Origin of the sequence: Pseudomonas sp. H26/SER47-MNA-CIBAN-0231, from assembly GCF_040310465.1 — a bacterium.
In the GTDB taxonomy this organism is placed as follows: Bacteria; Pseudomonadota; Gammaproteobacteria; order Pseudomonadales; family Pseudomonadaceae; genus Aquipseudomonas; species Aquipseudomonas atacamensis.
Genome location: NZ_JBEOPW010000004.1, coordinates 416,956 through 429,500, shown reverse-complemented (window position 1 = coordinate 429,500; position 12,545 = coordinate 416,956). Strand labels below are relative to the sequence as shown.

The window sequence follows — 12,545 nt, the reverse complement described above, 5'->3', positions numbered from 1 at the left end:
GCACTCGACAGGATTCGAACCTGTGACCGCTCGGTTCGTAGCCGAGTACTCTATCCAGCTGAGCTACGAGTGCATTTTGTGTTTTTAAACCAGACCACAACTGGCTGAAGCCGAGTTACTCACCTTACAGCAAATAACTCTTAAATGGTGCACTCGACAGGATTCGAACCTGTGACCGCTCGGTTCGTAGCCGAGTACTCTATCCAGCTGAGCTACGAGTGCATTTGTTGCCGCGCATTATAGGCCGTCTAATCTCTATGTCAAACACTTTTTCTAGTAATTTCAACAACTTACAGAAGAAGCCAGATTACGACGTACTAAGCAAATAATGGCGGAGAACGGGGGATTCGAACCCCCGACACCCTTTTGAGGTGTACTCCCTTAGCAGGGGAGCGCCTTCGGCCACTCGGCCAGCTCTCCGCAACACGGGGCGTATATTAACCAGCTTCTTCCCCGTTTGCAAACATAAAAATCGATAAAAATTAATGGCTTGGTTCTTCGTCCTTCTCTTTCTTTATACGCAGGTAAATTTCCTCACGGTGCACCGCAACCTCTTTCGGAGCGTTGACGCCGATACGCACCTGGTTTCCTTTGACGCCGAGCACGGTCACGGTGATTTCGCCGTCACCGATAATCAGGCTTTCCGCGCACCGACGAGTCAGAATCAGCATACCTTTCTCCTTACGCCATTCATTTCAGGGACAACAGTCTGCAAAAAAAAGGCACCCGACCTACAACCGCAGCGATCGTAGCCCTACATGCCTGAGTATTGACCAGCGCGAGCAAAAGAACAGTTCCGGGGCTCGCGCCATTCAAAAATAAAGGGCGCGGTCAGACCGCGCCCTTCACAGAAGCGGATTACTCGCCCTGACGGGCCGGAGCATCCAGTTCGAAAGCCGTGTGCAGAGCGCGCACGGCCAGTTCCAGGTACTTCTCTTCGATCACTACGGACACCTTGATTTCCGAAGTCGAGATCATCTGGATGTTGATGCTTTCTTTCGCCAGGGATTCGAACATGCGGCTGGCCACGCCTGCGTGGGAACGCATGCCGACGCCGACGATCGAGACCTTGGCGATCTTGGTGTCGCCGACCACTTCACGGGCACCGATCTCGCGAGCGGTGTTTTCCAGCACAGTCTGTGCGGCCTGGTAGTCGTTGCGGTGCACGGTGAAGGTGAAGTCGGTGGTGTTATCGTGCGCGACGTTCTGCACGATCATGTCGACTTCGATGTTCGCGGCACTGATCGGGCCGAGAATCTTGAACGCCACGCCCGGGGTGTCTGGCACGCCACGGATGGTCAGCTTGGCTTCATCGCGGTTGAAAGCGATGCCGGAAATGATCGGCTGTTCCATGGTTTCCTCTTCATCAATAGTAATGAGGGTGCCCGGACCCTCCTTGAAGCTGTGCAGTACGCGCAGCGGAACGTTGTACTTGCCGGCGAATTCCACCGCACGGATCTGCAGCACCTTGGAACCGAGGCTGGCCATTTCCAGCATCTCTTCGAAGGTGATCTTGTCCAGACGCTGAGCAACCGGCACCACACGCGGGTCGGTGGTGTAGACACCGTCGACGTCGGTGTAGATCTGGCATTCATCCGCCTTCAAGGCCGCCGCCAGTGCCACGCCGGTGGTATCGGAACCGCCGCGACCGAGGGTGGTGATGTTGCCGTGCTCGTCGACGCCCTGGAAACCGGCGACAACCACCACACGGCCAGCCTTCAGATCACCGCGAATCTTCTGGTCATCAATCTGCAAGATACGCGCTTTATTGTGCGCACTGTCAGTCAGGATTCGCACCTGATTGCCGGTGTACGACACCGCCGGCACACCGCGCTTGATCAGCGCCATGGCCAACAGGGCAATCGTCACCTGCTCACCGGTGGACACGATCACGTCCAGCTCGCGCGGAACCGGTTGTGCCTCGCCACTGATTTGCTTGGCCAGATCGATCAGACGGTTGGTTTCGCCGCTCATTGCAGACAGCACAACCACCAGGTCATCGCCGGCATCGCGGAATTTCTTAACCTTGTCGGCGACCTGCTCGATTCTCTCGACAGTGCCGACCGAGGTGCCTCCAAATTTCTGTACGATCAAAGCCATTTCAAAGCCGCCTCTGCCCATGAAGGGCGCCCAATAATCTTTCGAACAGTCGCCGGGCCCGCCACTAGACAGCGGGGCCGGCGAGCCGTCTTATAAAGCCTGCTCGACGAATGGAACGGTCAGCGCCAGCGCGCCATCCAGCGCAGCGGCATCGACACCGCCGCCCTGCGCCATGTCCGGACGACCACCGCCCTTCCCGCCCACTGCCGCAGCAGCCTGTTTCATCAAATCACCGGCTTTGAGTTGGCCAGTCAGGTCCTTGGTTACGCCTGCAACCAGTACGACCTTTTCCTCATGGACACCGCCGAGCAGGATCACTGCGCGGCCGAGTTTGTTTTTCAGCTGATCGACCAGCGCCAGCAGCGCTTTGCCATCCTGACCGTCCAGACGGGCGGCCAAAACCTTCACATCCTTGACGTCCACCGCCGAGGCCGACAGATCGTCGCCCGCCGCGCTGGCTGCCTTGGCCTGCAACTGCTCGAGTTGTTTCTCCAGCAGACGGTTGCGCTCCAGTACCGCCGAGAGCTTGTCGATCAGGTTGTCGCGGCTGCCCTTGACCAGGCTGGCCGCTTCCTTGAGTTGTTCTTCCGCCGCGTTCAAGTAGGCCAGCGCCGCAGCACCGGTGACTGCCTCGATACGACGCACGCCCGATGCCACACCGCCTTCGCTGATGATTTTCAGCAGGCCGATGTCGCCGGTACGGTTGGCGTGGATACCGCCGCACAGTTCAACCGAGAAGTCGCCCATGCTCAGCACGCGCACGCTGTCGCCGTACTTCTCGCCGAACAGCGCCATGGCGCCTTTGTTCTTCGCGGTTTCGATGTCGGTTTCTTCGGTTTCAACGGCGGAGTTCTTGCGAATCTCGGCGTTGACGATGTCTTCCAGCTGCTTGATCTGTTCTGGCTTGATCGCTTCGAAGTGGCTGAAGTCGAAACGCAGGCGCTGACTGTCGACCAGCGAACCTTTCTGCTGCACATGCTCACCGAGCACCTGACGCAGCGCGGCGTGCAGCAAGTGAGTGGCCGAGTGGTTCAGCGCGGTGGCGTGACGCACTTCGGCGTCGACGTGGGTTTCCACCGGCGCGCCAATGGTCAGGCTGCCCGAGGCCAGCACGCCGTGGTGCAGGAATGCGCCGCCGGTCTTGGTGGTGTCGCGCACGTCGAAGCGGCTGCTGCCGGCCTGAATGAAACCGCAGTCGCCGATCTGGCCACCGGATTCGGCGTAGAACGGCGTCTGGTTGAGCACGATTACGCCTTCCTGACCTTCGCTCAGCACGTCGACCGACTGGCCATCCTTATAGATGGCAACGATTTTCGCCGAGCCGCTGGTGGCGGCGTAACCGGTGAACTCGGTGGCCACGTCGACCTTGACCAGGGTGTTGTAGTCCAGACCGAACGAGCTGGCCGAACGCGCGCGAACACGCTGAGCTTCCATCTCGCGCTCGAAACCGGCTTCGTCGACGGTCAGGCCGCGCTCGCGGGCGATATCGGCGGTCAGGTCCATCGGGAAACCGTAGGTGTCGTAGAGCTTGAACACCACGTCGCCCGGCACCACGGTGCCTTTGAGCTCGGCCAGATCCTGCTCGAGGATTTTCAGGCCGTGCTCCAGGGTCTTGGAGAACTGCTCTTCTTCAGCCTTGAGCACGCGCTCGATGTTGCTTTGCTGCTTCTGCAGTTCCGGGAAGGCTTCGCCCATTTCGGCGACCAGCGCCGCGACGATCTTGTAGAAGAAGCTGCCGCTGGCGCCGAGCTTGTTGCCGTGACGGCAGGCGCGACGGATGATCCGGCGCAGTACGTAACCGCGACCTTCGTTGGACGGCAGCACGCCATCGGCAATCAGGAAACCGCAGGAACGGATGTGGTCGGAGACGACTTTGAGCGACGACTGATCGCCGTTTTCGCAGCCGATCGCTTCAGCCGAAGCCTTGAGCAGGTTCTTGAACAGGTCGATGTCGTAGTTGGAGTTGACGTGCTGCATCACCGCACTGATCCGCTCCAGGCCCATGCCGGTGTCCACCGACGGCGCTGGCAACGGATGCAACACGCCATCGGCGGTGCGGTTGAACTGCATGAACACGTTGTTCCAGATTTCGATGTAGCGGTCGCCATCTTCTTCCGGCGAGCCCGGCGGGCCGCCCCAGATGTGCTCGCCGTGGTCGTAGAAAATCTCGGTGCACGGGCCGCACGGGCCGGTATCGCCCATGGTCCAGAAGTTGTCGGAAGCGTACGGCGCACCCTTGTTGTCGCCGATGCGGATCATGCGCTCGGCGGGCACACCGATTTTCTGTGTCCAGATGTCATACGCTTCGTCGTCGGTAGCGTAGACGGTGACCCAGAGCTTTTCCTTCGGCAGCTTCAGCACGCCAGTCAGAAAGGTCCAGGCGAAGGTGATCGCGTCGTGCTTGAAGTAGTCGCCGAAGCTGAAGTTACCGAGCATTTCGAAGAACGTGTGGTGACGCGCGGTATAACCGACGTTTTCCAGGTCACTGTTCTTGCCGCCGGCGCGCACGCATTTCTGGCTGCTGGTGGCACGGGTGTACGCACGTTTTTCCTGGCCCAGGAAGCAGTCCTTGAACTGGTTCATCCCCGCGTTGGTGAACAGCAGGGTTGGGTCGTTGCCCGGAATCAAAGAGCTGGAGGCTACACGGGTGTGGCCTTGCTCTTCGAAGAAGCGAAGGAAGGCTTCACGGATTTCTGCGCTTTTCATTAGGTTCTTCCACGGAGGCTGCGGCCAAAGGCCTGTTCGAAACGTCATGAGACGAAGCGACGGCAAAGGGCCGCATTATATCGGCCCTGCGCGCGGGGTACAGCGTGTTTATACGATAGAAACGGTCAATTGGACGGCTGACGCTGTCACTTGCGTGAAAACTCGACGAATGTCGCGATCACTTGTTCGATTTGCGCGCGGCTGACGTCCATGTGCGTGACCATGCGCAAGCGCGCAGCGGCGCTGAGCCTGATCCCGCGTTCGCCGGCAAAGTCCTTGAGTGCTGCGGCCCTGTCGCCCATTTGCACATAAACCATGTTGGTTTGCACGGGTTCGACGACGAAACCGGCCTCACGCAGACCCTCGGCGAGCAACTGCGCGTTGGCATGGTCATCCGCCAGCCGTTCGACGTGATGATCCAGCGCGTACAAGCCAGCCGCCGCGAGCAACCCGGCCTGACGCATGCCGCCACCGACCATTTTGCGCAAACGCCGCGCTTTGCCGATCAGTTGCTCGGAACCGCACAGCACCGAGCCGACCGGCGCGCCGAGCCCTTTGGACAGGCACACCGACACCGAATCGAAGTGCTGGGTGATCTCCCGGGCATCGACGCCAAGCTTGACCGCCGCGTTGTACAAACGCGCCCCGTCGAGGTGCAATTGCAGGCCATGCTCCTGCGTAAAGCGTCGGGCGCGCGCCAGATATTCCAGCGGCAGCACTTTGCCCTGCATGGTGTTTTCCAGCGCCAGCAAACGCGTGCGTGCGAAATGGAAATCGTCCGGTTTGATCGCGGCGGCGACCTGATCCAGATCCAGCGAACCGTCGGCCTGCACCTCCAGCGGCTGCGGCTGAATCGAGCCGAGCACCGCCGCCCCGCCACCTTCGTACTTATAGGTGTGCGCCTGTTGACCGACGATGTACTCATCGCCACGCTCGCAGTGCGCCATCAGGCCGAGCAGGTTGCTCATGGTCCCGGTCGGCACGAACAGCGCAGCAGCAAAGCCCAGGCGCTCGGCCAGTTCTGCCTCGAGGCGATTGACCGTCGGATCTTCGCCGTACACGTCGTCTCCGGTGTCCGCTGCGGTCATCGCATCGAGCATGGCTGTAGTCGGTTGAGTGACGGTGTCGCTGCGAAGATCGATAACGCTCATGAACCTGGCCTCTGGTCAGATGGGGAAATCCCTTTGTGAAGTGGGATTACTGCGGTCATGGCGCGGATTAATCAAGCCTTGAAGAAGGAAAAATCACCGTCCTCAGGAAAAAGCACAATCCATGTGGGAGCGAGCCTGCTCGCGAAAGAGCAGTAACAGGCAGCATATTCGTTGAATGTGAAGCCGCTTTCGCGAGCAAGTTCGCTCCCACAGGTTCTGTGCAGGACCGAAAAATATGTGTTACAAACTGCGCGCTGCCCGAGATTGGGCGGCACAAACGTTCTCAGGGCGGGGTGCAATTCCCCACCGGCGGTAATTGCGCGCAACGCGCATAGCCCGCGAGCGCTTGGCGCTGCACACGACTTGAGTCGGGTGCGTCGGCAAGGTCAGCAGACCCGGTGTGATTCCGGGGCCGACGGTCATAGTCCGGATGAAGAGAGAACGGGATCGACGCCAAAGGGCCGTCCGCGTGCACTTGTGCCTGCGCTCGCACCCTTGCATCCCTTTCGATTCATAACGCCCTGTTTTTCACACAAACAGGAGTCAGAACATGCAACCCACCGCTATCGACAGCAAAAGCAAACACCCACAGGGCGAGCGCGTCGCGTTCATCCAGGCCTGCTGGCACAAGGAAATCGTCGACCAGAGCCGTAAAGGCTTCGTCGCTGAAATGCTGGTGCAGGGTTATCAGGAATCGGACATCGATTTCTTTGAAGTCGGCGGCGCCTTTGAAATGCCGCTGCACGCCAAGCTGCTGGCCAAGTCCGGCCGTTACGCCGGCATCGTCGCCGCCGCCCTGGTGGTGGACGGCGGCATTTACCGCCACGAGTTCGTTGCGCAATCGGTGGTCAGCGGCCTGATGCAGGTGCAGTTGGAAACCGAAGTGCCGGTGTTCTCGGTGTCGCTGACCCCGCATCACTTCCATTCGGGCGAAGAGCATCAGAAGTTCTTCTTCGAGCACTTTGTGCACAAGGGCCAGGAAGCAGCGCGGACTTGCGCGGACACGCTGCAGAAAGTTCGTGCGCTGCGTCGTACAGAGCCGCGCGCTGTAGCGGTCTGACTGCACCAGGCCGGGTGGGGACTTAAGCCCCACCCGAATTCAAATGTGGGAGCGAGCCTGCTCGCGAAGGCGCCGTGTCAGCCACCAAAGAAGTTGGCATACAGTCAGCATTCGCGAGCAGGCTCGCTCCCACAGTGCTTCGCGTTAATCGGAACGTCAGGCGAGGTTTTCTTCGGTGCTCGGGACGATGAGGATGCCGGCGCGCAGGCCGTTCTTGACCTTGGGGTTGGGGAAGATGATCCGCGCGCCCTGCTCTTCGATCACCCAGCGGGTATTGGCCAGGTCTTCGGCCAGCACATAACCCGGCTCCAGCTCGGAAAAGTTCTCGATGTCCGCCGGCAGATTCAGGCGGAACGCATCGCTGTGCTTGATGATTTCCCGCGCCACGCTGAACAGCTGCAAGCCGTCCAGCCCTTCTTCTGTCTCCGGCTCAGTGCCTTCGATGATCTGCTTCAGACGGGTTTCCAGCAGTGAAACGTTAACGCCGTCGTTCTGCCCGAACGGCCGCGCCTTGCCCAGTTCCAGGGTGAAAGCCTCGGCGTCGAGTTTGTCGTAGGTGTACGAACTGAAGACGATGGATGGCTTGTTCTGCAACAGCACTGCTTCCATGCCGGCGGCGCGCAGGCGCGCCAGTTCGCGACGGGAATGCTGGCGCCCTTCCTTCCACGAGTACAAGGCGAACTGTTCGATCTTCGAACCGCGAATCGCGGTGTGCAGGTCGTAGTGCAGACGCTGGCGCTCGGGCTTGCTGAAGAAACTCGCCGCCAGCCGTTCCAGCTCACAGGCGCGCAACGCTTCCGAGCCGCTGCTTTGTTCGTGGCGACCGTTGAACAGTCGATTGACATCCTGCTCGACGAAACGCTCGCCCTTGCGAATCGCTTCCGGGTTGCCGAACAGGAACAGAATGCGTGCGCGCGGCTTGAGATCGCCGCGTGCGATGTCGTGCAGCAGCCGATCAAGCAACTCGATCGGTGCCGTTTCGTTGCCATGGATGCCTGCCGACAGCAGCAGGTCCAGGCCATTGTCGCGCGCTTCCGGGGGCCGCACTTCCAGCGCCCCTTCGCTCAACCAGCGCATGCGCACGCCTTCGACAGTCAGTTGAGTCTTCTCCGCCGGTTCGCGGCCGGCGAGGGTCAGTTCAAGCAGTTTGCCGAGGGCGAGCATAGAGCGGTTTCCTTAGTGGTCGTGGTTGCAATCCGGGCCGTGTACGTGATCCTCGTCAGCGCCGAGGTCAGCCGGTTCCATTTCCAGTTGCAGACTTACCAGATTAGTCGCCAATGGGCGCAGCAGCAGGTTGGCGTACTCTTCGTCACCTTCCTCGACGTCCACGCCGATGAGCAGCTGGCCACGGCCGTCCTGCTGGATCCACAGCTCTTTGCCTTGCCACATGACCGCAACGCGGGTGCACGAGGTTTGCAATTGCGTGCCGTCGGTGTCTTCAAGGATCAGCTGCAGGGAATCGCTCATGTTTTTACTCTCTTGGGGTGACACGCCGCGCGCCACGTTCAGGCAGCGCGCTGGCGATCAATTGATCTGGAAGGGATAAACCGCGCCCAGTTTAAGGATTTGCGTCAGTTCATCCAGTGCCGTCCGGCATTCAAGCAGCAACTGCGGGTCCGCCAGGTCGGTTTCGCTCAGGCGGTCGCGGTAGTGCTTTTCAACCCATGCGGTCAACGAACCGTACAACGGGGCCGTCATGATAACCCCTGGGTTGACCGCCGCCAGTTCGGTTTCATTCAGCGCCACGCGCAGACGCAGGCACGCCGGGCCACCGCCGTTCTGCATGCTTTGCTTGAGATCGAAGACCTTCACTTCGCGGATCAGCCCGCCGGAACTGGTCAGGCTTTGCAGATAAGCCCAGACGCGTTCGTTGGCCTGGCATTCCTGCGGCACGATCAGCAGCATCGAGCCATCGGCACGCGAGAGCAATTGGCTGTTGAACAGGTAGGAACGCACCGCGTCATCCACGGTGACCGCCGAACGCGGCACGCAAACGGACTGGAAGTTACCGCCGACCTTGGCCAGTTTGCCTTGCAGTTCGGCGAGCATCTTGTCGGTCTCGAGGAACGCGTCCTCGTGATAGAACAGCACTTCACCATTGCCCACGGCGATCACGTCGTTGTGGAACACGCCCTGATCGATAACGTTGGGGTTCTGCTGCGCGTAGACCACGCCTTCGTCACGCAGACCGTGCAGACGCGCCACGGCTTGCGAGGCTTCGAGGGTCTGGCGTGCAGGGTATTTCTGCGGCGCCGGGAAGCGGTTGTCGAACGCACTGCGGCCGAACACGAAGAACTCGACGCCCGCCTCGCCGTACTCACGGCAGAAACGCGTGTGGTTGGCCGCGCCTTCGTCGCCAAACTGCGCCACTGCCGGCAAAGCGGCGTGATGGGCGAAGTGCTGTTGATTGGCGAACATCGCGCCGAGCACGCGGCTGGTGGTCGGGTGTTCGATGCTGCGGTGGTATTTGCAATTGAGGTTGGCAGCGGTGAAGTGCACGCGGCCGTCAGCGGTGTCGGCACTTGGGCTGACCGTGGCGGCGTTGGCCACCCACATGCTCGACGCCGAGCAACTGGCGACCAGCAGCGGCATCGCTTCTTTGGCGGCGCGCTCGATCACCTGCGCGTCAGTGCCGCTGAAGCCCAGACGGCGCAGCGCCGCCACATCAGGACGTTCCTGCGGAGCCAGCACGCCTTGCTGAAAGCCCATGTCCATCAGCGCTTTCATTTTGGCCAGACCTTGCAGCGCCGCTTCCTTCGGATTCGAGGATTGCTGACTGTTGCTCTGCGAGGCGACGTTGCCGTAGGACAGACCACCGTAGTTATGGGTCGGCCCCACTAGACCGTCAAAATTGACTTCATAGGATTTCATCAGCGAGGCTCCACGAGAATCTGTTGTTATAGGCTTCAGTAACTATTCTTTAAGACCGAGGTGCGGCCTTCGCGAGCAGGCTCGCTCCCACACTGGAATGCATTTCCCTGTGGGAGCGAGCCTGCTCGCGAATGGGCGCTACGCCATTTTCACGCCGGGTGTCAGGGCAGCAGGCAGCACCAGGCTCGGGGTTTCCAGCGACGCCACCGGGTACGCGCAGTAATCCGCTGCGTAATAGGCGCTGGCGCGGTGGTTGCCCGAGGCGCCGACGCCGCCGAACGGCGCGCTGCTCGCGGCGCCGGTCAGCTGTTTGTTCCAGTTGACGATGCCGGCGCGGCTTTCCAGCCAGAACTGCTGATAACGCGCTTCAGAATCGGAGAGCAAACCGGCGGCCAGTCCATAAGCGGTGTTGTTGGCTTCACTGATCGCGGCGCCGAAATCGGCATAGCGGATCACTTGCAGCAGCGGCCCGAACAGCTCTTCGTCCGGACGCTCGGCCACGGCCGTCACATCGACAATGCCCGGAGTCAGCAAGGCCGATTGCGCTTGCGGCTGAGTCATTTCCAGCAGCGCCACCGCGCCGTTGGCCAGCAGTTGTTCCTGCGCATCCATCAACGCTTTCGCCGCGCCGAGGGAAATCACCGAGCCCATGAACGGTGCCGGTTGCTGATCGAACGCACCGACTTCAATAGTCGAACTGACTTCCACCAGTCGCTTGAGCAGGCTGTCGCCCCACGCGCCTTGCGGCACCAGCAGACGGCGGGCGCAGGTGCAGCGCTGGCCGGCGGAAATGAACGCCGACTGAATGATGGTGTACACCGCCGCGTCCAGATCAGCGACCTGATCGACCACCAGCGGGTTGTTGCCGCCCATCTCCAGCGCAAGAATCTTGTCCGGACGCCCGGCGAATTGCTGGTGCAGGTGATTGCCGGTGCGGCTCGAACCGGTGAAGAACAGACCGTCGATACCCGGGTTCGCCGCCAGAGCGATACCGGTTTCCCGCGCGCCTTGCAGCAGGTTCAACACGCCTGCCGGCAGACCGGCTTCGATCCAGCACTTGACCGTCAGCTCGGCGACTTTCGGCGTCAGTTCGCTGGGCTTGAACAGCACGCTGTTACCGGCCAGCAGCGCCGGGACGATATGACCGTTAGGCAGGTGACCGGGGAAGTTGTAAGGGCCGAACACCGCGACCACGCCGTGGGGCTTGTGGCGCAACACGGCGGTGGCGTCGCCCAATGGGCCGCTCTTCTCGCCGGTGCGCTCGCGGTAGCTCTGCACCGAAATCGCGATCTTGTTGACCATGCTGGTGACTTCGGTCGCAGCTTCCCACAGCGGTTTGCCGGTTTCTTCGCCGATGGTGCGAGCCAGTTCGTCAGCGTGGTTTTTCAACGCAGCAGCAAAAGCTTCGAGGACGCTGATGCGCTCCTCGAGGGTGCGACGTGCCCACTGAGGAAATGCCTGGCGAGCAGCCTGAACCGCCGACTCGACCTGCGCGGCAGTGGCGCCCTCACCCGCCCACAGCACTTGCTGGGTTACCGGATTCAGCGATTGGAAAGCTTCGCCCTGACCGGCCAGCCACTCACCTGCGATGTATAGCGAATTCATTATTTCGACTCCCGTGCAGCGGACAGCGCCACGGCGCGAACCTGATCGCCGGCGCTGAGTTGAAGACGTTTCGCGGTCTGCGGATCGACCACCAGGGTGCCCGCAGCCAGACGCGCTGGGGCAGCCGTGATGCGGCAATCCTCACGCTTGCGGTTGTGGATGATGAACGGCGTGGCGTCATCGCCCGGCGTGCCGACGGCCAGCACCAGCGCTTCGCTGTCACGCACCGCGCGGATCTTGCTGGTTTCGCATTCGATGGCCGGGCCGGCGTCGAAGATGTCGACGTAACCCTGATAGCTGAAGCCTTCGCTCTTGAGCATGGCCAACGCCGGTTCGGTGTCCGGGTGCACCTGGCCGATGACGTTGCGCGCGTCCGGCGAGAGGAAGCAGGTGTACAGCGGGAATTTCGGCATCAGTTCGGCGATGAACGCCTTGTTGCCGACGCCGGTCAGGTAATCGGCCTGGCTGAATTCCATCTTGAAGAAATGGCGGCCGAGGCTTTCCCAGAACGGCGAGCGCCCGGCGTCATCGGACACGCCACGCATTTCGGCGATGATCTTGTTACCGAACAGCTCCGGGAACTCAGCGATGAACAGCATGCGCGCCTTGGACAGCATCCGGCCGTTCAGGCCGTTGCGGTAATCGGCGTGCAGGAACAGCGAGCACAGCTCGGAATTGCCGGTCAGGTCGTTGGCCAGAAACAGCGTCGGGATTTCGCGGTAGATGTTCAGCTCTTGCGAAGCGCTGACCGTCAGACCGACGCGGAAGTTGTACCAGGGCTCACGCAGGCCGACCGCACCGGCGATGGCGGAAATCCCCACCACGCGGCCGTCATCGTCTTCGAGCACGAACAGATAGTCGGCATCGCCACGCCCGGCTTCGCCGCGAAAGGTCTTCTCGGCCCAGCCGACCCGGTGGGTCAGGCGCTCTTCGTTGGCCGGCAAGGTAGTCAGGCCGGTGCCGGTGCTGCGGGCCAGGTCGATCAGCGCGGATAAATCGCTGCTGCGTACGGGACGAACAATCATGCTATCTCCTCAAACGGGCCGCTCGCG

Annotated in this window: 10 protein-coding genes, 3 tRNA genes and 1 riboswitch; of the genes, 1 reads left to right on the top strand and 12 read right to left on the bottom strand. The window is 61.0% G+C overall.

The features are described 5' to 3' along the window. The 7 genes from AAEZ10_RS09390 to ltaE form a co-directional block, all read right to left on the bottom strand. Positions 1-73: transfer RNA gene (locus AAEZ10_RS09390), tRNA-Arg, on the bottom strand. Between the two features lie 72 nt (positions 74-145). Then, a tRNA-Arg gene (locus AAEZ10_RS09385) sits at positions 146-222 on the bottom strand. Positions 223-329: 107 nt separating this feature from the next. Next, positions 330-420, bottom strand: a tRNA-Ser gene (locus AAEZ10_RS09380). A gap of 62 nt (positions 421-482) precedes the next feature. Next, complete coding sequence (csrA, locus tag AAEZ10_RS09375; RefSeq protein WP_002554426.1) at positions 483-671, bottom strand: carbon storage regulator CsrA; 189 nt, start codon at positions 669-671, stop codon at positions 483-485. A gap of 187 nt (positions 672-858) precedes the next feature. Then, on the bottom strand, positions 859-2,100 hold the full coding sequence (locus AAEZ10_RS09370; protein WP_016773595.1) for an aspartate kinase: 1,242 nt from the start codon (positions 2,098-2,100) through the stop codon (positions 859-861). 90 nt (positions 2,101-2,190) lie between these two features. Then, the gene (gene alaS, locus AAEZ10_RS09365; protein WP_073472130.1) at positions 2,191-4,806 is read right to left on the bottom strand and encodes an alanine--tRNA ligase; all 2,616 of its coding nucleotides are present in this window, start codon (positions 4,804-4,806) and stop codon (positions 2,191-2,193) included. Between the two features lie 146 nt (positions 4,807-4,952). Next, positions 4,953-5,957, bottom strand: coding sequence for a low-specificity L-threonine aldolase (gene ltaE, locus AAEZ10_RS09360; protein ID WP_350568907.1), 1,005 nt, complete (start codon positions 5,955-5,957; stop codon positions 4,953-4,955). Positions 5,958-6,232: 275 nt separating this feature from the next. Then, positions 6,233-6,404, top strand: a riboswitch (FMN riboswitch). Positions 6,405-6,507: 103 nt separating this feature from the next. Here ltaE and AAEZ10_RS09355 point away from each other — a divergent pair. Further along, on the top strand, positions 6,508-7,017 hold the full coding sequence (locus tag AAEZ10_RS09355) for a 6,7-dimethyl-8-ribityllumazine synthase (RefSeq protein ID WP_076563870.1): 510 nt from the start codon (positions 6,508-6,510) through the stop codon (positions 7,015-7,017). Between the two features lie 156 nt (positions 7,018-7,173). Here the strand turns inward: AAEZ10_RS09355 and astE are convergent, their stop codons facing one another. From astE to astA, 5 genes are all read right to left on the bottom strand, one after another. Next, positions 7,174-8,181, bottom strand: coding sequence for a succinylglutamate desuccinylase (astE, locus tag AAEZ10_RS09350; RefSeq protein WP_350568905.1), 1,008 nt, complete (start codon positions 8,179-8,181; stop codon positions 7,174-7,176). A gap of 12 nt (positions 8,182-8,193) precedes the next feature. Further along, a complete protein-coding gene (locus AAEZ10_RS09345) occupies positions 8,194-8,484 on the bottom strand; it encodes a hypothetical protein (protein ID WP_016773591.1) in 291 nt (96 codons plus the stop codon). Positions 8,485-8,541: 57 nt separating this feature from the next. After that, on the bottom strand, positions 8,542-9,888 hold the full coding sequence (astB, locus tag AAEZ10_RS09340) for an N-succinylarginine dihydrolase (RefSeq protein WP_071173304.1): 1,347 nt from the start codon (positions 9,886-9,888) through the stop codon (positions 8,542-8,544). A gap of 138 nt (positions 9,889-10,026) precedes the next feature. Then, on the bottom strand, positions 10,027-11,496 hold the full coding sequence (gene astD / locus AAEZ10_RS09335; RefSeq protein WP_178372425.1) for a succinylglutamate-semialdehyde dehydrogenase: 1,470 nt from the start codon (positions 11,494-11,496) through the stop codon (positions 10,027-10,029). Then, complete coding sequence (astA, locus tag AAEZ10_RS09330; RefSeq protein WP_024014014.1) at positions 11,493-12,518, bottom strand: arginine N-succinyltransferase; 1,026 nt, start codon at positions 12,516-12,518, stop codon at positions 11,493-11,495. Before astA ends, astD begins: the two co-directional genes overlap by 4 nt. Positions 12,519-12,545: the final 27 nt, after the last annotated feature.